This window comes from Streptomyces sp. NPDC033178 (assembly GCF_055577685.1).
In genome coordinates this window covers 17,609-40,753 of the sequence record NZ_JBVIPT010000031.1, presented here as the reverse complement: position 1 = coordinate 40,753, position 23,145 = coordinate 17,609, and the positions used below count along the sequence as shown (strand labels likewise).

Sequence of the window (23,145 nt, the reverse complement as noted above, 5' to 3'; positions counted from 1 at the left end):
ACGGGATCCGGGCCCGGCGCCCGCGTCTACGCCTGTTTCGGCCGGGCGGGCGGGTGCATCCGGGCCGCCGCGTCGCCCGCCTCCCTGGACCTGGCCCGCCATCTGCCCGCGCCCTCGTCCGCGGTGCCCGGGGACAGCAGCCGGGTCAGTACGAGCATGGTCTCCAGGTGGCGTTCGGGGTCCGGGCAGTTGCCGTCGGTGAGCTGGGTGATCTGGCGGAGGCGGTAGCGGACCGTCTGTTCGTGGACGTGCAGGCGCTCCGCCGTGAGGACGGCGTTGTCGCCGCAGCGCAGATACACGAGCAGGGTTTCGAGGAGCGGTTCGCGGCGGCGGGGCGGGAGTTCCAGGAGCGGCCCGAGGAGCTCGGCCGCGGCCGCTTCGAGGAGGTCGCCCGACCGGAAGGCGGTGAGGACGGCCACGTGGTCGACGCAGCGCAGTGGCGTGTCGGCGGGCAGAGTCCCGCGTTCGACGAGCTCCAGGCCGCGCCGCGCCCATCGCAGCGACACCGCGCCCCGGTCGGCGGGCACCACGGGCCCGAGGGCCGCCCCCTCGGTCCTCGGAAGCCAACGGGGGCCAGGCGTACGGGGATTGGGCAGGATGAGATAGGGCGCGGCGGGGCTGCGGTCGGCGAGCACCTCGGGCGGCAGGACGTGTGTCTGCGGATGGTCGCCCGGTGGCAGGGCGAGGACGGCGAGCGTGCCGGGCAGCCGCCAGTCGGCCGCCGCCGCCAGCTCGGCGAGCGGCCGGGCCCGGTCGTCGGGCTCGGCGACCAGGGCGTCACGCAGCCGGTCCCGCTGTACGTCCAGCGGGGCGCGGTGGCTCTCCTCTGCGTAGCCGCGTGTCGCGGCCGCGATGGCCGTCCCGATCAGGGTGAAGGTGTCCTCGGTGAGCGTCGCCAGCAGGGGCGCGGGCCAGTGGAGGCGGTACGCGTCCTTGATGAGGCGGCGGCACGCCACCCGTCCCGCAAGGTCGAGGGCGTCCCGCAGTGCGTCGAGGGGGCAGCCCAGGCGGCCGTGCCGCGCGCCGATGCGCTCGTACAGGGCGATGATCTCGGCGGTGGCGGCCGGGCCGCGCAGACCGGTGTCGTGGATCGAGACGAAGCAGTTGACCGTGCGGTCGATGATCTGGCGCACCGAGTAGCCGTATGTGCCGTCGACGATGTGCGTGTAGTGCGGCAGACCGGTGCGGACGGCCTCCTCCATCTCGTCGACGGCGGCCGGCATGTGCCGCAGCAGCATCCGCCGCATCTCGCCCGGGAGCGGCGCGGCGTACTGAGGGTGCGGATCCTTCGTGCGCGCGGCTCGTTCGTGCGTGTTGGTGCGCGCGGCCCGTTCGTGCGTGGGGGTCAAGGGGCCTCCCGTGGATTCCCGTGGGGCTGGGCAGCCTCCGGGACCGGTGTGACGTACGCCAGATTCCGCGCGCGGACCGGCGGCGAAAGTGTCACCCGGCTTACACTCCGGACCACGACGACTCACTGTCCCGTGCTAGGCCCTGTCGCCAACTCCCGTCGTCCGCCCGGAGGGCGGGCCCTTCGGCGGTATGGGGGTCCCCCTGGTCGAGCGAAGTCGAGAGCCGGCACAAGCGTGCTCTCGGCGTGCCAGGCGCGAGCGCGCATGGCGTCGCAGGTTGGGGCACCTCCCCGCCGAAGACTGGGGGAGGGAGTTCGACTACAGGGCCAAGCAAGGGAGTTGGACGTGTCAGCTGTCGACCCGCTCTTATCCAGGCGCCCATGGCACGACCTGCCTCCGGCGCTCGCCCCACTGCTCCGGGCCAGACTTCCCGAGCTCACCACGGAGATGGTGCAGGCCATCCGCAGAGAGGTGCGCGGCTACCGGCAGCCGATCGGCTCCGCCGTCGCCCATGACCTCGCCGAGGCGGTCCGGCTGGCCGCGACGCAGTTCACGGAGCTGGTGGAGGAGCCGGACGCGCCGCAGCAGCACTATGTGCCGCGTTTCAAGCGGCTGGGCAGACTGGAGTATCTGAGCGGGCGCGGCATGGACGGGCTGCAGGCCGCGTACCGGATCGGCGCCCGGGTAGCGTGCCGCCGCTACATGGACGTGGCCCGGGAGGCCGAGTTCTCCGGTGAGATCGCCGTCCCGCTGAGTGAGGCCGTGCTCACGCACATCCACGCGATGGCCGAGGGGTCGGTGGCGGGCTTCGAGGAGGCGCGTGCTGGGGCCGCCGACGAGGTGCTGCGCACCAGGCGGCTGCTCGCCGCGCGGCTGCTGGAACGCAACCGGGATCCGCTCGCGGAACCGCTGCCCGATCTCGCCCGCAGAGCCGCCTGGCCGCTGCCGGAACGGGTGCGGTGTGCGGTGCTGCCCGCCTCCGCCGACCTGACCGCGGTCCACGAGGACGTACTGCGGGTGAGCCGGGGCGGTGAGGTGCATCTGGTGGCGCCCGACGACAGCCTGCTGACCGTCCTGGAGGGAACGGAGGTGGCGGTGGGCCCGAGCGTCCTGCTGAACGAGGCGTGGGTCTCGCTGCACTGTGCCCGGCTGGGCCGGCGCCTGGGGCGGCCCAGGGCCGAGGAGCATCTCGCGGAGCTGCATCTCCTGCACGGTTCGCCGATCGGAACTCTCCTGACCGACCAGGTACTTGAGCCGTTGCGCACCCTGCCGCCCGGCAAGGCGGAACGCCTCACGGACACGCTCGACGCGTTGCTCACGTCCGGTGGGCGGACGGCTCCGGAGGTCGCCGCCGCGTTGGGCATCCATCCGCAGACCGCCCGCAACCGGCTGCGCCAACTCGCCGCGCTGTACGGCGACAGGCTCGACGACCCGGCATTCCGTTTCGACGTTCAGCTCGCGCTGCGCAGCAGGTCAGTGCGCCGTTCCTTGCTGCCCTGACAAACTTCCGTACGGAATTCAGCAGTTGAGCCAGAAGCGGTACTGACTTTCGGTCAGCATGCTCTGGCGGCATGAGACATGCCAGCACCCGCGCAGCGAAACGCCTAGGCCTCCTCTCCGGCGCCGCCGCACTGGCGGTGAGCCTGAGCCTCCTTCCCCAGGAGGCTCAGGCCGGGCCCGGAGACTTCCAACGGGGCCCCGACCCCACCGAACAGTCCATCACCGCCGAGCGCGGTCCCTTCGCCACGGCTCAGACCACCGTCGACGGTCCGACCTTCAAGTCGGGCACCGCCTACTACCCCACCGACACCAGCCAGGGCACGTTCGGAGCCGTCGTCGTCAGCCCCGGCTTCGTGACGCCGGAGGCGCTGATCAGCTGGTACGGCCCCCGCCTCGCGTCGCAGGGCTTCGTCGTCCTGACGTTGGAGACCAACTCGGGCTTCGACCAGCCCGACGACCGCGCCACCCAGATGCTCAACGCACTGGACTACCTCGTCCAGTCCAGCTCCGTGCGCACCCGCATCGACCCCAACCGCCTTGCGGTGATGGGTCATTCGATGGGCGGGGGCGGCTCGCTCAAGGCGTCCGAGTCGCGCCCCGCACTCAAGGCCGCCGTACCGCTCATGCCGTGGAGCAACGACAAGACCTGGCAGACCGACCGGGTGCCCACGATGATCATCGGCGCCGAGAACGATGCCATCGCCTCACCCGCCTCACACGCGGAGGTGTTCTACAACAGCCTCACCGCCGCACCGGAGAAGGCGTACCTGGAGCTCCGGGGCGCGGACCACAACGTGGCGCTCGGCTCCAACGTGACGATCGCGAAGTACAGCATCGCCTGGCTGAAGCGGTTCGTCGACGAGGACGTGCGGTACGAGCAGTTCCTCTGCCCGGCGCCCGCGCCCAACACACAGATCAGCGAATACCGGAACACCTGCCCCACGGGATAGCCCTCGCCCGAGGGGGGGACGGCCGCGCGGTCCGTACGCGGACCGCGCGGCCCGCGTGTACTCACCGAGGTCCCGGCGGACCTCGGCGAGCACCTGCGGGTTACACACACGGGCACAGCGGCGCGCACATCGTCTCGAATTGACATGTCGCCCCGAATTGATGTTGCGCACATTCTTGACCACCGCCGCAAACATGCCTAGCTTCACTGTGCCCGCCCCGCCACAGGAAGCCCGCTGTGCACATGTCGCGCCAACCGCCTCAAGAGCAGGCCCAGTTGCGCCGTCATGCCCCCACCGCCGAAGGGATCCCCTCGTGAATCGCCGACTCCTCCTCTCGGTCGCCGCCCTGTTGATGGTGACCGCGGCCCCGGCCCATCCGGCCACCGCAGAGGACGTCCACGTCGAGGGCACGCTCGCCTCCGGCGCGACGTACGTCATGGACGTCCCCGCGGGCTGGAACGGCACCGTGCTCCTGTTCAGCCACGGATTCCGGCCGAAGGGCGCGCCGAACCCGGCCCAGAACGTCACCGACCCGGCCACCCGCGCGCTCCTCCTCAAGGACGGCTACGCGCTGGTGGGTTCCTCGTACGCCACCACGGGCTGGGCGGTGGAGCACGCGGTGCCGGACCAGCTGGCGACGCTCGACGCGTTCACCCAGCGGTTCGGGGCGGCCCGGCGGACCCTCGCCTGGGGCCAGTCGTACGGCGGGTTCGTCACCACGAGGATCGCCGAGCGGCACGGCGACCGGATCGACGGATCGCTGTCCGTCTGCGGGCTGGTCCACGGCGGCGTCGCCAACTGGAACAACACGCTCGATCCGGTCTTCGCCCTCAAGACCCTCCTGGCGCCCGACGCCTCGATACCCCTGGCCGGCTTCCAGGACCAGGCGGCCGCCACGACCGCCGCCGCCACCCTGACCGGTGTCGTCACCGAGGCACAGACCTCCGCGGACGGCCGCGCCCGCATCGCCCTCGCGGCGGCCCTGCACAACATCCCCGGCTGGAACGACCCCTCCCAGCCCCGCCCCGCTCCCGACGACTGGAACGCCCAGCAGGCCAACCAGTACACGGCCGTCCGGGGCCTCCTCGCGACCGCGGCGTTCAGCTGGCGTCAGGACACGGAGGTGCTGGCGGGCGGCAACTCGTCCTGGAACACGGGCGTCGACTACGCGAAGCTGCTGCGCACGTCCTCGGCGTACAAGGAGGTCAAGGGCCTCTACAAGGCGGCCGGGCGCTCCCTGAAGGCCGACCTCAGGGCGCTCAACACGGCCCCGCGCGTCAAGGCCGACAAGAAGGCGGTCGACTGGATGAGCCGGACCAGCGCCTTCACCGGACGGCTGACGAAGCCTCAGCTCACCATCCACACCACCGGCGACGCCCTCGTCCCCGTACAGACCGAGAGCGCCTACCTGCGCGCCGCCACGGCCGGCGGTTCGCGCCCGCTGCTGCGCCAGGCGTACGTCGACAACGCCGGTCACTGCACGTTCAGCCCCGCCGAGCAGGTCGCCGCCCTGGACACGCTGGAGCACCGGGTCGACACGGGCCGATGGGGCGACACGGGGGCCGACACCCTCAACTCACGGGCGGCGCAGGCCGATCCGACGACTCCGGCCCGCTACGCCGCGTACCGTCCCACTCCGTACCTGCGCCCCTACGACCTGGCCCATCCGGGCGACGCGTACCGGCCCTGACCCGTCCCGCCCGGCGTGGGAACGGCCCGGCCGTCGGCGCTTCCCGCATCCTCTCCTCGACGCGTGCGACCACATTCGACCGCATGCGACCGCATCTGAGCGCACGCGACCGGCGCATGTCCGGCCGTTGGCGCCCCGGAGCCGGAGGAGGAGTCGATGCCGTCCCACCCCACGCCTCGCAGGACGCCCCTGTTGCTGACCGCGGTGGCGGTCCTGGCCGCAGCGGGCTGGACCGCAGTGGGTCAGCCGGCGGGAGCCGCACACCGGACCCAGGCACCCGAGCCGCCCCCGCCGGCCATGCTCTGCGCCCCCGCGGGCACCCTGAAGGGCGAGGGCGGGCAGCGGGCCTCCGTCAGCCTGTGCGCGAGCGGCGGGGGCGCCGGTACGTCCCTGTCGGCTCCGGCCACCTGCGGGCGGGCGGGATCCTCCGTCCGGTACACCTGCCGGACGTCCGGCACCTGGACCCTGCGGCGCGACGGCAGGACCGTGGCCACCGGCCCGCTTCCCGGCGGCAGGGAGCACCCCGGCCCGGGCACGTACGAGGTCAGCGGCACCGTGCACGTCCGTTCGTCGCCCGCCGGTGTCGATCTGCGGGGCACGGTCCGCGCCACCCTGACCCTCACCGACCCGAAGCCCGTCGCCACCCATCGCATCGAGGCCGACCGGCAGGTGCTGCGGCCGAACACGACCACGACGGTGACGTACACCGTCTCCCGCGACAGCGACGAGGGGGACGGAAGCGCCCGTTTCGGGCTCATCGGCGAGGAGGCCTCGGGGGTGGAGCTGACGACGGCCGACCCGCGCTGCGTGAATCCGCTCGTCGGCCGCTATCCGTCGAGCGCCCGCAGCATGTACGCCCTGGACTGCGCCCTCACCGACCTCCAGCCGGGCAGGCCGTCCACGGTCGTCGTCCGGGCCCGGCTCGCGGACGCCTGCACGACGGTCGTGTCCAAGCTGGGTTACTGGATGCCCCGGGGCCAAAACCTCTACACCGGAGGCATGCTGGCCGGCCCGACAGCCACCTGTACCCCCTCAAGTGCCCGCGGCCACTGACCTCTTGGCGCGACGAACGCCACAGGGCCGGTCTCCACGTGGAGACCGGCCCTGTGGCAACGACGAGGCAGGCCCTCGCCGCCAGTGCCGTTCGCGGTGTGACGGGGTCAGGACTGCGGCGGCCGGTCCTGGTCCGGGTTCGAACCGAACTGGTCCTTGAGCCTGTCCTGGCCGCTGTCGACCTGACCGCTGTACTTGCTCTGGGTCTTGTCGTCGACGAAGTCTCCGGCCTTGTCGACACCCTTGTTGGCCTGGTCCGGGTGGCCCTTCAGCATGCCCTTGATCTTGTCCATAACGGACATGAGTCATCCTCCTGATCAGTTCACCCCCACGCCTCCAGGGTCACCGCAGGTGGAGCATTTCGCATCCGGGCGGGAAAACAGCCGGTCAGAGGCCAGGTCCTAGGCCTCGGTACGGCACTCCGGGTGGCCCCAGCCGTCGGCGTTCTTCGCGATGGTCTCGCCCGCGGTGTACGAGCGACCGCAGCGGCAGCGGCCGGGGAACTTGGCCTTGAGCGTGCGCGAGGACGACGAGGAGGACGCGGCGGAGGAGGACGCGGCGCGCTTGCGCGCGGGCGCCGTGCTCTTGGCCGTCTTCTTGGCCGCGGGCGACTTCGGCGGCTCCGGAGAGCCGTGCTCGCTCCCCGCCGGTTCCTGGACGAAGGCCGCCTGACTCGCCGCCCGGTCCGCGAAGTCGTTGAGCGGGTCGCCGTCGACCTGGTGGGCGGGCACGTACCGGAACTCGACCGAGCGGCCGTCGAGCAGTTCGTCGATCCGTACGACGAGTTCCTGGTTGGCCACCGGCTTGCCCGCCGCCGTCTTCCAGCCCTTGCGCTTCCAGCCCGGGAGCCAGGTGGTGACGGCCTTCATGGCGTACTGGGAGTCCATCCGGATCTCCAGCGGCACATCCGGGGCCACGAAGGTCAACAGCCGCTCCAGCGCGGTCAGTTCGGCGACGTTGTTGGTCGCCGTGCCGAGCGGACCCGCCTCCCACTCGGTGGGAGTTGTGCCCGTCCCGTCGGCGATGACCCAGGCCCAGCCGGCGGGGCCCGGGTTGCCCTTCGATGCCCCGTCGCATGCGGCGATTACGCGTTCACCCATGGGCCCGATCATGCCAGGGGTCGGAGTACCTCCGGGACGGTGGGTGGTCGGGTGCGGCTCCGCGCCCCTACGGGGCGCATGCCTCTGCCGCGTAGCAGTGGACCGAGACCACCTGATCCGGGGCCCACCTCTGCTCGACCGTCGCCAGGCGGTGCCAGCCCAGGCGCTCGTACAGGGCCGCTGCCGCCCTGTCCGTGGCGACGACGTCAAGTACGGGGTGGAGGGCTCGCCGTGCCGCCTCATGTGTCGCCTCGGTCATCAGCAGCGCGCCGATTCCGTGACCCCGGGCCTCCGGGGAGACGAAAAGGCGGCTGACGACCGCGGTCGCGGCGTCGCTCGTGCCCCGGCGGGTGCGCCACAGTCCGGGGGCCAGGTCGTCCGGGCCGCTGTGGGACAGGCCGATGTGGCCGACGATCCGGCCGTCCAGTTCCGCGACCCAGGACGTCAGGAGGGAGGGCGGGGTCAGCCACCGCGACGGAGTGTCGGGCCAGTTCACCGGGTAGCCGTCGCTCTCGTGGACCGCGGCGAGTACGGCGACGCAGGCGTCGAGGTCGCCGTCGTTCCGAGGGCGGACCGGGCCGCTGCCGGGCACATCGGCGCTCTCGCTTCTCATCGTGGCATCGAAGCACAGCCCGGATAACCGTCCGGACGGCGGCCCTCTGACCACGCGCAACTGTCCGCCGGACCCTCCTTCCTGTGAGCTATGTTGAACCTCAGTGGGACACGAAGGAGGCGCATCGGTGCCATCGCCGCAGCAGGCCCGCGCGCAGGCGTCTGCGATCAGCTCGGGAAAACCGGTCCCTGAGGCGGAGGCCGCTCCCACCACACGGCTGCGGGCACTGTTCGACGGCCCCCGGCTCTCTCCGGGACAGCGCCGCATCGCCCAGTACCTGATCGAGCACATCACCGAAGCCGCGTTCCTGTCGATCACCGACCTCGCGGAGCGGGTGGGCGTGAGCCAGCCCTCGGTGACCCGCTTCGCCACGGCGGTGGGCTTCAGCGGCTATCCCGCGCTGCGCGAGCGCCTCCAGTCGATCGCGCTCAGCAAGCTGGCCAGCACGCCCGAGGCCGCCGAGGAGGCGGAGGCGGCCCGGCCGAACGAACTTCAGGCGGCCGTCGACGCCGAGATCGACAACCTGGAGAACCTGCGGCGCGACTTCGCGGACCCGGAGCAGGTCATCGAGACCGGCCGCGCGCTCTCGCGATCGACCCCGCTCACCATTCTCGGGCTGCGGATCTCCGGTTCGCTGGCCGAATACTTCGCATACGCCGCCCGTCGCATCCACCCGGACGTCCGGCTGGTGACCCGGGGGGGCAGCGTCGCCTACGACGCCCTGCTGCAGTCGCGCGAGGCGGGCGGCACCTGGGTGCTGGCCTTCACCATGCCCCGGCACGCGCACGAGACGCTGACGGCCATGCGGGTCGCCCGGCGGGCCGGGCTGAGCGTCGCCCTGGTCACCGACCTGGGCCTTGGCCCGCTGGCCGACGAGGCCGACGTCGTCTTCGCCACCGGTACCGGCTCACGCCTCGTCTTCGATTCGTACGCGGCGCCCGTGGTGCTGTCCGCGGCCCTGCTCCAGGCCATGACCGACGCCGATCCCGAGCGTACGCAGGCCCGCCTGGAGGACTACGAACAGGTCGCGGACGAGCACGCGTTCTTCGTCAAGGACTGACCTCTCCGGCATGTGGTGACCTGTGTCCGCAAGGGGTGATTCAGCCGTGCCTTCACATGAATTTTTTCATACCCTTGCGTACCGGACGGTATATATGAATACTTCTCGCTGATCGGGATCCGGTGGGGTCCTGGTCGGCCCGGGAACGACGCTCCCTTCTCGTGTCGGCCCCGGGTGCATTGAACGGGCACCGCTCACGCACGCCCGTGGCGGCCCCGGTCCATCCCCTAGACCGGGGCCGCCAAGAACGACCCTCACCACCCGCCGGCCACCTCGGAAGCGATGTCCATGTCCCTGACGTACTCCCCCATCAGCACGGATTGGCCGTGTCAGGTCAAGACGCCCGGCAACCGGGACTGGGAACGATCGGCTGCCAAATGGCTGCGCGACCTGGTGCCCTCCCGCTACGCCAGCTATCCGTTGCTGATCCGTCAGCCCGTGCTGCTCGCCCGTCACGCGCAGATCCAGCTCCAGCAGGAGATCCGGGTCGTGCGCACCGCGCTGCACAGCGCCCGGGCCGAGCTGCCCGCCCTGGGGATGCCGGAGTCCGTCATCGAGAACACGATCAAGCTGTACGCGGCCGAGCTCACGCAGTTGAACCACATCGCCCGGGGTGTACGCGTCGTCTCCCAGGCCCTGGTGGAGAGCCACAACACGCGGCACGGACACTGAGCCGGTCACCCGCGGACCCGGCGCGTTCGCGACTGCGGACGCTCGCTAGTCTGCCGGGATGCGTGATGGGGGAAGCGGGAGTGGCGGTGGCGCTGACGGTCCCGACAAGGAGACATCCGTCAAGGGTCCCGACGAGGAGATGTCCGTCGGACCTCGGGGCCGGTTCGGATCGTTGACGAGGCGCCTCTCGTTGCGCGGGCAGCCGCGGAAGCGCCGCTGGGCCGTCGTGGGCGGAGCCGTGGTCGTTCTCGCGGCCGGGGCCTCTCTTCCGCTCGCGCTCGCCGACTCCGGCCCCGACAAGCCCTGTTGGCGGCTGCCCGCCTCGAAGCGGGCGCTCGCCGACGACGCGGCGGCCGCCACGAGGGCACTGGATCCCGGCGAGGACCTCGAACGGCTCGGCTCGGTCAGGAAGCTGCTGGCGCACGAGAAGGTGTGCGCCGACGGCGCCCGCGTACTCGGCGACATCGTGAACACGGCCACCCGGTCCACGGGGTCGGGCGCACCGCACACCCTGGCGCAGGCCCGCGGCGCGTACGCGGTGGCGGCCGTTCTCCACGACGTGGAGATCCCCGACGGTCTCGCCCCGGGCGTGGCGCGGATGCTGGCCGAGTACGTGGTGGACGCGGGACGCGACGGCTCGCTCGGCGACGACGACGCCAACCGCCCCGCGGTGCCCGCCGAGGAGGCCCAGCCCGACCCGAACGGCTATTCCCGGTACGGACGCTTCCTGGCGGCGGACGAGGCGCACGTGGTCTTCGAGCACAGCGACAGCTACGCGGACGCCGACGCGAACATCGAGTACCTCGTCGCCGAACTCGCCAAGGATCCCGAGGCGTTCGCGATCCTCTACGACGCCGAGCGCGCCTACTTCGCGTACTACCTGGAACGGCTGACCGGCTCGGGGGGCGACCCCGACTTCCGCCCCTCGACCGACAGGCGCTTCGAGTCGACCCCGCAGGACTGGCCCGACAACGACCTCCAGGACATGTCCGGCCGGGTCGGCAACCTCATGAAGTACCGCGCCGCGTACGTCAGGAACGGGACGATCCCCGACCTCGCCGCCTTCGACAAGGCGGTGCGCGAGCACACGCGTGGCATCTTCCGCCCCGCGTCCCGGCAGCTCGACGACCGCCCGCCGATGGGCGACATCGCGGACCGGAAGGCCACCGGTCCGGTGCGCGGCGACCTGATGGACGGCCGCCACCAGCTGTTCACGGTCCTCGACGGGTGGGCAGAGGAACGGCACGTGTCCGCCGAACGCGCCGCCACGATGCGGCAGTTGGTGGACGACTGGTACGTACGGGCGCTGTGGATGACCATCTACTAGGGATGACCGTCGACCAGGGATGACCGCCGACTAGGAGTGACGGTCTACCAGCCGGACGAGGCACCAGCGGTCAGAAGCGGAACCGGAGCTCGGAGCAGCCGCGCCGGTCCACCTGGTTCTGCGCGAACTGCTTGAACATGCGCTGCTTGGCGGCCTTGTCGACGCCGGGTATGTCGTCGGAGGCGCTGAGGGCGAAGTTGGCGGCCTCGCCGTCACAGCGGGCGGTGGCCGTCGTCGACAGGTACTCGCCGTTGCTGTCCTCGAAGACGAGGCGGTTGCTCCAGTCTCCGTACCAGGCGGCGAAGTACATCCCTTTGTCGTTGCCGTTGTCGCCCGCCTCGCTGCTCAGGTCGCACTGTCCGGTGGGCGCGGAGTCGTTCATGCCCGCCTCGACGCGCCAGTCGCCGCTCGCCGGCAGGCCCGCCCCGGTCACCCACTCGCAGCCAGTGCCCTTGGCCCGCGTCAGCGGCACGGCCTCGGGCTCGTCCCCGAGAGTGGGCGGCACCGGGTTCCCCTTCGGTGCCCTGAGCGCTTCGGCGCCGCAACCCAGCCGGTCCGAGGCCGAGTTGGCGAGCGCGACGACCGCCTGGTACGCGGCTCCCGGCACCCCGTACAGCGTGTCCCGGCCCATCCAGGTGCATACCAGGAGTTTGCTCTGCCGTCCTTCGGCGTCCTTCGGGAGGTCCGGGCAGGGCATCAGGAGCTGGATCACACCGAGGCGGTCGATGAATCCGGGCAGCCCCTCGGGCACCGCGGACTGCGAGGAGAACCCCTCCTCGGGAAAGGCCCGGAAGAACTCCCGGTCCTGGTCGTCGCGCCGGGTGTACGCCTCCATGCCGATGAGGCGTGAGTCGTTCACCTCGTCGCCCTCCATGGTGAGGTCGCACGCGTACGAGCCCAGGGCGCCGCTCTGCCGGGACTCCTCGCTCTCCAGGTGTGCGTCGTCCGGGGTGAGCCGGTCCACGACGTCCCGGGGCAGCGCCCCGCCGCACGCGCTGCCGGCCAGCATCCAGTCCTGTGCGTAGGGCTCGGCCACGTAGCCGCCGATGCCCAGCACCACCGCAGCCGCCACCGACACCTTGATCCAGCGCCGCACGATTTCCGACCCCCGTCACACCCGCACCAGCGTTCACTCCGGCCTCACGGCCGGGCACAGGCCCGGACCCTACTCGGCGCCTCGGACCGGACGGCACCCGGCCCCGACCGGGCATGGCACTCAGTTCCCTGATCGGAGCACACCGAGTGCCATCCGTGTCTCGTCCGGTGCTAGGTTCCCCACCATGAGCGAGGCACCCCGCCCTGACCAGGCGGCCGATGCGACACCTCCGAAGCCGACGATGCGGGACTCCCTCGTCGCGGCGGCTTTCCAGCTGTTCCTGGAGCGGGGGTACGAACAGACCACCGTCGACGAGATCGTGGCTCTCGCGGGGGTCGGCCGGCGGTCCTTCTTCCGGTATTTCCCGTCCAAGGAGGACGTGGTCTTCCCGGACCACGAGCGCTGTCTGGCCGAGATGAACGACTTCCTCGGCAAGGACAACGGCAGCAGCGGCAGCGGGGACGCGGACGACCCGGTGGCCAGGGTCTGCGACGCCGCTCGCGTAGTGCTGCGCATGTACGCCGAGAACCCCACGTTCTCCGTCCAGCGCTACCGCCTGACCAAGAAGGTCCCGGGGCTGCGGACGTACGAACTGTCGGTGGTCTGGCGGTACGAGCGCGCGCTCGCCGAGTATCTGCGCGGGCGTTTCGCCGGTCGTCGTGACGGGACGCTGCGGGCCGACGTGATCGCCGCGGCCGTCGTCGCCGCGCACAACAACGGGCTGCGGTCCTGGCTGCGTTCGGACGGTCAGAGCGACGCGGGCGCGGAGGTGGACCACGCGCTCGCCCATGTCCAGCAGGTCTTCGGTCCGGGCCCCGGGCCCGTCGGACCGGCGAAGAAGCCGACCGACGAGCCGGCGAAGGAGCCGACGGAGGACGACGTGGTCGTCGTCATCTCCCGACGTGGTGCGCCGATGTGGCGGGTCGTCCAGGAGGTCGAGACGGCTCTCGGTCGAAATCCCGAATGATTGAGGGTACTGAGTGCCTTTACGCGTGACACTGCGTGCCATATTCTGAGGTTGTGCACGGCGCTCCGCGCACTTCTTCAGATTCCGGCCCAGCGCAGGGAGATGACATCGTGTTCCACCGAGGAAGCGGGACCACGACGGGCGTACTCGACCCGGAGGCGACGACCACCGCCCCGGCCGCCGAGGAAGGGCTCCTCTACCAGCGTTGCCGCTGGTGCGGGACCGCCATGTTCCACCGGCTGCTCTGCCCGGTCTGCCAGGGCAGCGACCTGCGGACGGAGCGCAGCGCGGGCCTGGGAGTCATCCGCCACGCCACCGTCGTCCAGCGCAACACTCCGGGCGCGCGCAATGTGTCGCTCGTCGAGATGGCGGAGGGCTTCACCGTCCGGGGCCGGGTCACGGGACCGCTCATAGCGATCCGTACGGGTGACCGTGTCCAGCTCACCACGGCGTTGGACCCGGTCCGCCGCGAACCGGTGTTCAAGCTCGTCGAGGAGCCGTACTCCGGCTGGCACTGACCGGCTCTCCCACCGGCGCGACGCGCGCGGCGGGTCCGCGGGGGACACTGGGCAGGGACAGGAACCCGCGGAGAGCGTGGAGGAGCCCATGCAAGCCAAGGACGTTCTCGTCGACGCGTACGGTCGCATCCGGGAAGAGGTCCATGCCGCCGTCGACGGCCTCTCCCCCGGCGAGCTCAACACCCGCATCGACGACCGGACCAACTCGATCAGCTGGCTGGTCTGGCATCTCACCCGTGTCCAGGACGACCACGTCGCCGACGCCTTCGGACTGAAACAGGTCTGGCTGTCGCAGGACTGGCCGGACCGCTTCGCCCTGGGCCTGCCCGGCCGGGACACGGGCTACGGCCACACCCCCCGGCAGGTCGCCAAGGTCCAGGTCGACTCGGGCGACCTCCTGCTCGGCTACTACGACGCCGTCCACGAGCAGACGCTGGCCGCCCTGCGCGACCTGCGCGCCGACGACCTGGACGGGATCGTCGACGAGAACTGGTCCCCGCCCGTCACGCTGGGCGCCCGCCTGGTCAGCGTCCTGGCCGACGATCTGCAGCACGTGGGTCAGGCGGCGTTCGCCCGGGGGATCCTGGAGGGCCGTTGAGGGCGGCCGTGCCGTGAGAGGACGCGTGTGCCGTGAGGTCGGCGCGTCAGCGCCATCCTTCAGTCACCTCAGTCGCGGCGCGCCAGGAGCCGGTAGGCGTTGGACAGGCGCAGCCGTTGCGACAGAGGTCTGATCACGAACCGGTCCAACAGGGTGCCCAGGATCAGGACGGGAACACCGGCGATCAGCATCGTGGTACGCAGCATCCGCTGCCGGCGGTTCGGCGGGTGCGGCAGCCACGGCAGGTCCTCGCGGGGAGCGGCCGTGTCGAGGGCCAGCCAGGTGCCGGCGAGGAGGTCGACCGGATCGTGCGGTTCGGCGTGCTGTTCCGCCACCACCGTGAAGCCGAGGTCGGTCAGTCGGCGCCGCAGGTTCTCGACCGGGACGAGGTGCAGGTGCTGCGGCTGGAGCCAGGGCAGCCACCAGCGGCCGAGGAGGCGGGCGTAGCGGCTGTCGGGGTCGGGGACCTCGATGAGCAGATGGCCGCCGGCACGTATCGCCCGGTGCGCGGCCTCCAGTTCGCGGCCGGGCTCCGTGCTGTGCTCCAGGTAGTGGAACATGCTCACCACGTCGTAGTGGCCGGCGAGTTCCGGGGCCAGGTCGGGGAAGCTGCCCCGGTAGCCCCGCTCCACCCGCCCGGCGCGCTCGGCGAGTTCGGCGCCGTCGGTGAAGTCGAGCCCGTCGAAGGTCGTACCGGGAAAGACGGTCCGCGCCGACTCGCAGAAGTGGCCGTGGCCGGTGCCGACGTCCAGCCAGTTCTTGGGCGTCTCGGCGAACGGCAGCAGGGACTCCGCGCGCTGCCGGTACATCGCGGTCCGGCCCCCGAAGGTGTTGCCGAGCTGCTTCTCCCCCAGACCGTCATAGAAGTCGCGGTAGTAGAACTCCAGCCCCTCGGCGCTGAGCCGGGGGTTCTGGAAGGTGTGCCGGCAGTCCTGGCAGCGGTCGAGGACGAAGTGGCCCGGCTTGTGCTGAAGCAGGTCGGTGGTGCGCAGACGCGTCTTCAGCCGTGCCGAGCCGCACCAGGGGCAGTCGGAGCGCCGGGGTTCGAAGAAGCGGTCCAGGCCGCGCGCCAGGTCGGCCTGGTAGCCGGGACGCAGTGCGGCGACCTGTTCGGTGCGACTGGGGGCCGGCTCGGCGTCGGCCTGTTGTGGTTCGTGCTCTGCGTCGCTCATGGGGCCTCCTTGGAGGGCGCGCCGACGGCCAGTACTTCGAGGTGAGTTGCTGCCGCGCGGGCACCGCCCGCGGCACGGAACGCGGTACGGATCCGCTCGGCGGCGGCGCGGTGGCCGGGTTCGTGGAGTACGGCGTCGATCGCCGCGCCCAGCCTGGGCGCGGTGACCCGACCGAACCTGACCCGGACGCCCGCTCCCGCGTCGACGACCTGCCCGGCCACGACGGGCTGGTCGTCGCGGATGGGGGCCACCACGAGAGGGACGCCGTGCCACAGCGCCTCGCACACGGTGTTGTGCCCCGCGTGGCACACGACCGCGTCGACCCGTTCGAGGAGCGGGAGTTGGGGGACCGAGGGACGGATCAGTACGTCCTTGTCGTCCGGGTCCTCCACGTCGTCCTTGTCGTCCTTGTCGTGCCGGTCCGCCTTGTCGTGCCGGTCCGCGTGCGCGCCGAGCACGTTCGCGGGATCGACGATCACCGCCTGTACCCGGTCCGCACGGCAGCGCAGGGCATCGCGGCACTCGGCGAGGAAACGGGCCCCGACATCGGTGTTGGCGGTGCCCAGGGTCACGAGCACCGTGGCACGGGCGGGGTCGAGCCAGTCCCAGGGGAAGTCGGCAGCGGCCGGCCGAGACGCCATGGAAGGGCCGACCCAGCGGATCCGGTCACCGGGTCCTGCCCCTGCGCCTGCGCCTGCGCCTGCGCCTGCGCCTGCGCCGACCAACTCCGGCGTGCTGAACGCGAGTACAAGGTGCGGCGAGAACCGCGGATCGGCCGTGCCCGACGGATCGCCGATGCGGCCGCGCAGATCGTGGAGCAGCGTGTCGAGCCAGTCCGCGACCTTGGGCATGCCCGCCAGCGCGTCGGCGAAGGTGAACTCGGCGGAGGTGGTGGACGAGGTGGCCCACGGCACACGCAGCCGCTCGGCGACCAGTCCTCCGGCGAAGGCCTGCTGATCGGCGACGACGACATCGGGGCCGAACTCCCCGATGGCCGCCCGTACGCCGGGAGCCATCGCCTCGGCCAACGGCACCAGGAACCGTTCCCACAGGAACTTCAGCGCCTCCGGACCCCGGAGCTGCGCCGGCCGCACTCCGTCCTCCCCTGTCAGGACCGGTCCCGCGCACGGGAAGACCAGTGCCTCGCCCCCCGCGAGCCGCCGGACGAGGCCCGGATCGGCGGACGCCCAGGCCACCCGGTGTCCCCGCGCGGTCAGTTCCGCCGCGACGCCCACGGTCGGATTGATGTGGCCGACCAGGGGCGGCACGACGAACAGGAAGCGGCTCACGGGGCCTCAGCCCTCACGAGCGAGGCCACACTCCGCTCGACCACGCCCCGCTCGACCACGCCCTGCTCGACCACGTCCCGCTCGTCCGTCTCCCCTTGGATCATGGAGAGGATATGGCCGCCGACCGCCCCCGGCGCCTCGACGAGCACCGAGTGCTCGTGCCCCGGCACCACGACGGTCCGGCAGTCGGGCAACAGCGACTCCAGCCACGGTGCCCGCTCGACGAGCGCCGACTCGCCACCGTAGAGGGCGAGCACCGGGCAGCGTACGGACCGGATCTGGTCCTCGGTCAGCACCTGACTGACCGGAATGTCGCGGGCGAGGGTGGTCTCGCGGGCCAGGCGGGCCGCGCCCTTCGCCAGGCGGGCGGTGTTCTGGCTGCGGTTGGCGGTGATCCAGGCCAGCGCGGCGGCCTCGTTGTGCGCCAGCTCGGTGAGCACCTGCCGCAGCACCCCGTCCATGGTCGCCGCCCACCCCGCGGTCGCCGGCTCCGATTCGATCAGGGAGACGCCTGCCGCCCGCTCCGGGTGACGGGCGGCGTAGCCGAAGGCGACGGATCCGCCGAAGGAGTTGCCGACCAGTTGGACCGGTCCCGTCACCTCCAGCCGGTCGAGCAGCGCCTCCAGGTCGTCGATGTGGTCGTCGAGGCGGTAGCCGCTCTCAGGGCGCTCGCTGCGGCCGTGACCGCGCAGGTCGTACATGATCACGTCGATGCCGGACACCGCGAACACCGGTGCCAGGGTGAAGTAGTAGCTGGCCAGGCTGTCGGTGAGCAGACCGTGGACGAGAACCGCGGTCGCCGTGACGGGGCGCCCTGCCTTGGGGGTCATCCGCTGGACGTGCAGCCGGACGTCGCCGGTGTCGACCATCGCCATGGCTCAGACCGCCTCGGCCGCTTCGAGGCTCTGCACGACGTGCTCGACGAGCCTGCCGACGGTGAGTTCGATGATCTCGTCGAACTCCATACCGGCCAGGAACTCGGCGAAGTTGACCCGGTCCCCGTACCGCTCCTCCAGGAGGCCCGCCAGGGTCACCAGGTCGATGCTCTCCAGTTCCAGATCGCGGTTGAACGTGGTCTCCATGCGGACCTCGACGTCGTCGAGGCCGTACTCGTCAAGGAGGGTCGCGAGCATGCCGGTGAGATCGGCGAGGACCGACTCCTCGTCCGCGCCCACGAGTTCCGCGCGCTCGAGTTCGTCGTCGGTCGCACCGGTCGGCTGACTCGGGTTCATCGATCGCTCTCCTCTTGGTCCGTCGGTCCGGTCGTCCAGGCCACGACGTAGTCCCTGTCCGGCAGTCCCGGCGGGTTGCCGGTCCGCTCGCAGTGCACGGTGTACGCGCGTTCGAGGCGCCCCGAGACCAACAGCCGGTCTCCGCCGTCCCCGGCTGTCGCTTCGAACACGGTGAAGTCCCGGGGGCGGCCGCGGAAGCCGGTGCCCTCCGCCTTGGCGACCGCTTCCTTGGCCGCCCAGAACCGGGTGAACCACAGCGCCTCCGATTCGCCGGTGGCGGCACATCGGGCGCTCAGCAGCCTCAACTCGTCCTCGCCGAGGGCGACTGCGAGGGTCCCCGCATCCCTCTCGACGACCTCTTCGATGTCGATGCCCGGCCCCGGCCCGGGCCTGTGCGGCCGTACGATCGCGACCCCGGCCTCCGCGCGGTGGGCCAGCGAGATGTCCAGCGCGGGCAGAGTCCGGCCGTGCAGCCCGGTGACGTACGGCCGCCCCGACTCGTCGTTGCGCACCCGGATCTCGGCCGGGAAGACCGGTCCTTCGCCGTGGTCCCACAGCCACTGCCGTACGGCGTCCTTGGCGGCGATCCGCCCGAGCAGCCACTGTCTGCGCCCCCTGGGAGCGTGCCGCTCGTACTCCGAACGCTCGGCGCCGCTCAGGGAGTTGCGCATGATGAGGTCGCGCGAGGCGAGGTCGGGCCAGCGCTCGTGGAGCAGGGACCAGCCGCCGGGCCGTGCCTGCGAGAGGGTGTTGCGCTCGGGGAAACGCTCTACGGGCCTGGTCTGCGGGTCGTTGTCGAAACGGCGGTCCTGCCAGCCCGTGAGCTCCGCCCATACCTCGCCCGCGACGACCAGTTGGACGTCGGCTTCGAGCACGGTGTCGGTGAGGGAGGTGATCCTCACCAGGCAGTCCACGTCGGTCCCGGGGCGCGGGTGCGGTCCGTAGAACCGCATGTGCCGCATCTGCACGGGGAACACGACGGTCCGTTCCGTACGGGTCGCCATGATCCAGTAGCCGAGGATCTGGCCCACGTTGTCGAGCAGGGCGCCGGGGGCGGGCGGCGTGGTGAGCACGCCTCGTACGTGGCTGTCGCCGATCGCGGTGAGTTCGGTGACCCCTTGGAAAGCCGGTCCGTGGAACATCCAGCGCTCGTCGTAGAGCTGGGCCGCGGTGTGGTCGGGGGCTCGCTCGGAGGCGGGGTCCGCACGCCACGGGGTGGCGGGTGGCGCCGGGAAGTGGGCCCCGAGCTCGACCACGGCACGTGCCCGGGGGCCGAAGGAGACCGCCAGGCGGCCGGGGCCGTCGGGGACGGCGGTAACCGGTACCTCGACGGCCGGTGTGGCGGTGAGCCACTGGTCGAACCGGGCTCCGTGCACGGCGACCGCCCGCATGCCGGGGGCCGCGTCCTGGGCCGCCTCCATGATGTGGTGAACGATCGTGGTCGCTGGGACGACCGGCCATCGGTCGGCCACGTCGGGCCAGCCGGGCCGCTGCGGGAAGAAGCAGTGGTCCAGGAGGTACGGCATCGTTTCCGGGGATACGCGGACGGTGGTGCGCCATTCCTGGGCGGCGGGGGCCGCCTTGGCGGCCAGGGCCGCGGGCGTGCGGTGGGGAACCGTCGGGACGGGGGCTTGAGCGGGAGCGGCGGCCCGGATCGGAGAAGGCGCCGCGGCGCGGGCAGGAACAGAGGCAGTGGCCGAGCCGGCTTGGCGACTGCCTGCCGCGATCAGTGCGGCGGCCGTGTCGGCCGTGTCCCGCAACAGCGCGCTCAGTTCGGCGGCAACCGGCATGCGTGCGGCTAGTACGTCCAGTGGCGACGGCCCGGCGGCGACCGCCGTGGGGGTGGCCTCGCTCGGGGCCGGTGTGCCCGTCCCTGCCGGAACGCGGTGAGTGGGCGAAGCCGCGGCCCGGGGTGCCGACAGCTCGGCGCGCAGCTGCGTGAGGGCCGGGCCGTCGAGCGAGACGAGCGCCCCGCCGAGGTCGAGGCGGACGGTCGGCCGGGCCATCCGCGCCGGACGCGCCGCGTCGACGGGCGCGGCGGAGCGGGCGGAGGGAGAAGAGGGACCGGCGAAAGGAACAGAAGGAGGGGAGGCACTTTCGGAACGGACGGCGGACGGCGGCAGTGCGGGAGCGACCGCCGCGCCCACGGTCCACAGCGCCGTCGCCACGCGGCGGAGCTGGGCGAGACCCGTGCGGTGGGGCGAGTTGGCCGCCACGACCAGGTGATCGCGCCCGCTCAGCGTGTCTCCGACGAGTGAGCCCAGCTGCCCGGTGCCGACCTGGACGAAGGCGCGGTGGCCCGCCGCGTACATGGCCTCGATCACCTGCTGGAAGCGGACCGGTTCCAGCAGGTGTCTGACGAACAGGTCGCGTACGGCGGCCTCGTCGGAGGGGAACGGCGCCGCGGTCGTCCCCGACCACAGGGGCACGGTCGGCGGATGCAGCCGGAAGCGGTTCGCCGCTTCCTCGATGGGTGCGAGGTAGGGCTTCAGCATCGGGGTGTGGAAGCCGGACCGGAAGGGCAGCACCTGGCTGAGCACGCCCCGGGCGCGGAAGGAGCGTACGAACTCCTCCACCGCGTCCTGCGGTCCGCACACCATCGACTGGTTCGGCGCGTTGTCGTGGGAGAGGACGATTCCGGAGTCCGTCCACCCGTCGTCGAGGGCCTCCAGGACGCGCCCTGCGCAGGTGCCGAGGGCGGCGAAGGACAGGCCGGGGACGGTCAGCTCGTCGGGGTCGAACGACGCCATGAAGTCGCTCACCTCGTCCCCGGCGTACATCCCGGCGGCCACCATCGCCGTCCACTCACCGACGCTGTGCCCTGCCACCGCGTCCGGGACGACGCCCATGCGGCGCAGCGCGCCGTCGAGCAGTCGGCCGACGCCGACGACACCGAATCCGTGCCGGCCCACGTCCGAGACCCGGGTCGCCCCCTCGGGGTTCGGGGTGGGACCCGGGACGCGGGGAAGGCCGAAGTGGGCGGCGACGTCGTCGACATGGGGATCGAAATCGCCTTCGAGTCCCGGGTAGACGAAGGCCAGCTTGCCGCGCTTGTTCACGTCTCCAGCGCCGCCGAGCAGCGGACTCGGCGTGAACCAGACGTCGCTGCGGCCGTGCCAGGCGCGTCCCTTGGCGACCGCCCGGCGGGCCAGGGCGAGCCGCTTGGCGGTGGGGGCGACGATGCCGAGCCGGGCCCGGCCCGCGTCCGGATGTGTCCGGCCGGGGTCGAGACCGGCCGCGCGCAGGGTCGAGTCGTCGGCCTCCAGCAGATCGGCGAGGCGCTCGGGGCTGTCGGCTGCGAGCAGGAGCACCTGCTCGGGCTCGGGCTCGGCGACAGAAGCGGTCGCGGCGGCGGTCCGCGAAGGGGTCGGGGACAGGTTCGGATTCGGGGCCGCGGACGAGGACGAGGGCGGGGACGGGGACGGGGAAGCCATCGTCGCGTGCCGAGTGGCTCGTACGTTGGGCGCCTGCTCCAGTACGACATGGGCGTTGATCCCGCCGAAGCCGAACGCGTTGACGGCCGCCCGGCGTACCGGCCGTTCGGGACCGGTCTCCCAGGGCGTTGCCGTCTGCAGCGGACGGAAACGGGTCGCTGCGAGCGCGGGGTGCGGATCGTCGCAGTGGAGCGTCGGCAGGAGCATTCCGTGGTGGACGGCAAGGGCTGCCTTCACCAGGCCTGCCACTCCGGCGGCGGGCATGGTGTGGCCGATCATCGACTTCACCGAACCGATCACCGCGGGGTCACCGTCCGCGGCGGGACCGAACACCTCGGCCAGAGTGGTCAGTTCGGCCGCGTCGCCGGCCGGGGTCGCGGTGCCGTGGGCCTCCAGGAGACCGATGGATCCGGGCCGGGCGGGATCGAGGCCCGCCGCTTGCCAGGCCTGGCGTACAGCGTGGGCCTGGCCGCCGGGGTCAGGGTTGACGAGACCGGCGGCGCGGCCGTCGCTCGCCACGCCGGTGCCCCGGATGACCGCGTAGATCCGGTCGCCGTCGCGTTCGGCGTCGGCCAGTCGCTTGAGCACCACCACACCGGTGCCCTCGCCGATCAGGATGCCGTCGGCATCGCGGTGGAAGGGGCGAATCCGCTGGCTCGGGGAGAGCGCGCGGAGTTGGGAGAAGACGCTCCACAGGGTGATGTCGTGGCAGTGGTGGACTCCCCCGGCGAGCATCAAGTCGCAGCGTCCGGAGGCGAGTTCGCGCACCGCCTGGTCGACGGCGACCAGCGACGACGCGCAGGCGGCGTCCACGGTGTAGGCGGGGCCTCGCAGGTCGAGGCGGTTGGCGACGCGCGAGGCCGCGAGGTTGGGCACCAGGCCGATGGCGGACTCAGGGCTGTCGGGCCCGAGCCGCTCGGTGAACGCCGCCCGGACCCGGTCGAGTTGGCCGGTGTCCAGGTCGGGCAGCAACTCACCGAGCGTACGCACGAGTTGACCGGCGGTGCGGACCCGTTGGTCGAGGCGGACCAGGCCGGGAGTGAGGTAGCCGCCCCGGCCGAGGACGACGCCGATGCGGTGCCGGTCGGGCAGCCGGTCCTCGCCGCCCGCGTCGGCGAGGGCGGCGGCGGCCACGTTCAGCGCGATGAGCTGGTCGGGTTCGGTGCCGGGCACCGAGTTCGGCATGATCCCGAACCGGGTGACCTCCACGTCGGCGAGCCCGTCGACGAAGCCGCCGCGCCGGCAGTACACCTGGTCGGCGACAGCCGGCCCGGTCGCGGAATCGGGGCGGTAGTAGTCGGAGTCCCACCGCCCGTCGGGTACGTCGGTGATCGCGTCCGTGCCCGCCAGAAGATTCCGCCAGTACGCGTCGAGGTCGGCGGCACCGGGCAGCAGCACCGCCATCCCCACTATGGCGACGGGAGACGGAAGTTGACGCCCTCTCAGTTGATCCCGGCTCGGTTGATCCCGGACCACTTGATCCCAGTCCTCTTGGTCCCGGTCCCCTTGATCCGTCAGGTCGGTC

Annotated in this window: 20 protein-coding genes; 10 read left to right on the top strand and 10 right to left on the bottom strand. The window is 71.8% G+C overall.

Translation table 11 applies throughout. The features are described 5' to 3' along the window. Positions 1-26: 26 nt before the first annotated feature. Positions 27-1,349: a PucR-like N-terminal domain-containing protein gene (locus ACZ5VQ_RS46170; protein WP_469110242.1), complete on the bottom strand. Its 1,323-nt coding sequence runs from the start codon at positions 1,347-1,349 to the stop codon at positions 27-29. A 345-nt stretch (positions 1,350-1,694) separates the two neighbouring features. Between ACZ5VQ_RS46170 and ACZ5VQ_RS46165 the strand changes: the two genes are divergently transcribed. The 4 genes from ACZ5VQ_RS46165 to ACZ5VQ_RS46150 all read left to right on the top strand — a co-directional run bounded on the left by ACZ5VQ_RS46165 (position 1,695) and on the right by ACZ5VQ_RS46150 (position 6,542). Continuing rightward, positions 1,695-2,849 (top strand): PucR-like N-terminal domain-containing protein, encoded by a 1,155-nt coding sequence (locus ACZ5VQ_RS46165; RefSeq protein ID WP_469110241.1) that lies wholly within the window; start codon positions 1,695-1,697, stop codon positions 2,847-2,849. Between the two features lie 71 nt (positions 2,850-2,920). Next, positions 2,921-3,799, top strand: coding sequence for a poly(ethylene terephthalate) hydrolase family protein (locus ACZ5VQ_RS46160; protein ID WP_362088048.1), 879 nt, complete (start codon positions 2,921-2,923; stop codon positions 3,797-3,799). A gap of 352 nt (positions 3,800-4,151) precedes the next feature. Further along, on the top strand, positions 4,152-5,489 hold the full coding sequence (locus ACZ5VQ_RS46155; protein WP_469110280.1) for an alpha/beta hydrolase family protein: 1,338 nt from the start codon (positions 4,152-4,154) through the stop codon (positions 5,487-5,489). Positions 5,490-5,645: 156 nt separating this feature from the next. Next, a complete protein-coding gene (locus ACZ5VQ_RS46150) occupies positions 5,646-6,542 on the top strand; it encodes a hypothetical protein (RefSeq protein ID WP_469110240.1) in 897 nt (298 codons plus the stop codon). A 107-nt stretch (positions 6,543-6,649) separates the two neighbouring features. On the opposite strand, the gene ACZ5VQ_RS46145 is transcribed toward ACZ5VQ_RS46150, so the two are convergent. The 3 genes from ACZ5VQ_RS46145 to ACZ5VQ_RS46135 all read right to left on the bottom strand — a co-directional run bounded on the left by ACZ5VQ_RS46145 (position 6,650) and on the right by ACZ5VQ_RS46135 (position 8,255). Beyond that, positions 6,650-6,844, bottom strand: coding sequence for an antitoxin (locus ACZ5VQ_RS46145; RefSeq protein ID WP_362076331.1), 195 nt, complete (start codon positions 6,842-6,844; stop codon positions 6,650-6,652). A 99-nt stretch (positions 6,845-6,943) separates the two neighbouring features. Further along, on the bottom strand, positions 6,944-7,654 hold the full coding sequence (locus ACZ5VQ_RS46140; RefSeq protein WP_469110239.1) for a ribonuclease H family protein: 711 nt from the start codon (positions 7,652-7,654) through the stop codon (positions 6,944-6,946). A 55-nt stretch (positions 7,655-7,709) separates the two neighbouring features. Further along, positions 7,710-8,255 (bottom strand): GNAT family N-acetyltransferase, encoded by a 546-nt coding sequence (locus ACZ5VQ_RS46135; RefSeq protein WP_469110238.1) that lies wholly within the window; start codon positions 8,253-8,255, stop codon positions 7,710-7,712. 127 nt (positions 8,256-8,382) lie between these two features. Between ACZ5VQ_RS46135 and ACZ5VQ_RS46130 the strand changes: the two genes are divergently transcribed. From ACZ5VQ_RS46130 to ACZ5VQ_RS46120, 3 genes are all read left to right on the top strand, one after another. Then, the gene (locus ACZ5VQ_RS46130; RefSeq protein ID WP_362076322.1) at positions 8,383-9,315 is read left to right on the top strand and encodes a MurR/RpiR family transcriptional regulator; all 933 of its coding nucleotides are present in this window, start codon (positions 8,383-8,385) and stop codon (positions 9,313-9,315) included. A 282-nt stretch (positions 9,316-9,597) separates the two neighbouring features. Then, on the top strand, positions 9,598-9,987 hold the full coding sequence (locus tag ACZ5VQ_RS46125) for a hypothetical protein (protein ID WP_143641084.1): 390 nt from the start codon (positions 9,598-9,600) through the stop codon (positions 9,985-9,987). Between the two features lie 58 nt (positions 9,988-10,045). Next, a complete protein-coding gene (locus tag ACZ5VQ_RS46120; RefSeq protein ID WP_469110237.1) occupies positions 10,046-11,314 on the top strand; it encodes a hypothetical protein in 1,269 nt (422 codons plus the stop codon). A gap of 70 nt (positions 11,315-11,384) precedes the next feature. Here ACZ5VQ_RS46120 and ACZ5VQ_RS46115 read toward each other — a convergent pair whose 3' ends face one another. Next, positions 11,385-12,410: a hypothetical protein gene (locus ACZ5VQ_RS46115; RefSeq protein ID WP_469110236.1), complete on the bottom strand. Its 1,026-nt coding sequence runs from the start codon at positions 12,408-12,410 to the stop codon at positions 11,385-11,387. Positions 12,411-12,651: 241 nt separating this feature from the next. On the opposite strand from ACZ5VQ_RS46115, the gene ACZ5VQ_RS46110 reads away from it, so the two are divergent. From ACZ5VQ_RS46110 to ACZ5VQ_RS46100, 3 genes are all read left to right on the top strand, one after another. Continuing rightward, positions 12,652-13,377 carry a TetR family transcriptional regulator gene (locus tag ACZ5VQ_RS46110; RefSeq protein ID WP_469110279.1) on the top strand — a complete coding sequence of 242 codons (726 nt, stop codon included), beginning with the start codon at positions 12,652-12,654 and terminating at the stop codon, positions 13,375-13,377. A 107-nt stretch (positions 13,378-13,484) separates the two neighbouring features. Beyond that, positions 13,485-13,895, top strand: a complete 411-nt coding sequence (locus ACZ5VQ_RS46105; protein WP_469110278.1) for a Zn-ribbon domain-containing OB-fold protein — start codon at positions 13,485-13,487, stop codon at positions 13,893-13,895. Between the two features lie 88 nt (positions 13,896-13,983). Continuing rightward, complete coding sequence (locus ACZ5VQ_RS46100; RefSeq protein ID WP_469110235.1) at positions 13,984-14,493, top strand: mycothiol transferase; 510 nt, start codon at positions 13,984-13,986, stop codon at positions 14,491-14,493. Between the two features lie 68 nt (positions 14,494-14,561). On the opposite strand, the gene ACZ5VQ_RS46095 is transcribed toward ACZ5VQ_RS46100, so the two are convergent. From ACZ5VQ_RS46095 to ACZ5VQ_RS46075, 5 genes are all read right to left on the bottom strand, one after another. Next, positions 14,562-15,665: a class I SAM-dependent methyltransferase gene (locus ACZ5VQ_RS46095; protein ID WP_469110234.1), complete on the bottom strand. Its 1,104-nt coding sequence runs from the start codon at positions 15,663-15,665 to the stop codon at positions 14,562-14,564. Beyond that, positions 15,662-16,954: a glycosyltransferase gene (locus ACZ5VQ_RS46090; protein ID WP_469110233.1), complete on the bottom strand. Its 1,293-nt coding sequence runs from the start codon at positions 16,952-16,954 to the stop codon at positions 15,662-15,664. Before ACZ5VQ_RS46090 ends, ACZ5VQ_RS46095 begins: the two co-directional genes overlap by 4 nt. Beyond that, positions 16,951-17,829 carry an alpha/beta fold hydrolase gene (locus ACZ5VQ_RS46085; RefSeq protein ID WP_469110232.1) on the bottom strand — a complete coding sequence of 293 codons (879 nt, stop codon included), beginning with the start codon at positions 17,827-17,829 and terminating at the stop codon, positions 16,951-16,953. Before ACZ5VQ_RS46085 ends, ACZ5VQ_RS46090 begins: the two co-directional genes overlap by 4 nt. 3 nt (positions 17,830-17,832) lie before the next feature. Beyond that, positions 17,833-18,087 (bottom strand): acyl carrier protein, encoded by a 255-nt coding sequence (locus tag ACZ5VQ_RS46080; protein ID WP_362076400.1) that lies wholly within the window; start codon positions 18,085-18,087, stop codon positions 17,833-17,835. 95 nt (positions 18,088-18,182) lie between these two features. Beyond that, a complete protein-coding gene (locus tag ACZ5VQ_RS46075) occupies positions 18,183-23,024 on the bottom strand; it encodes a type I polyketide synthase (RefSeq protein WP_469110231.1) in 4,842 nt (1,613 codons plus the stop codon). Positions 23,025-23,145 lie beyond the last annotated feature (121 nt).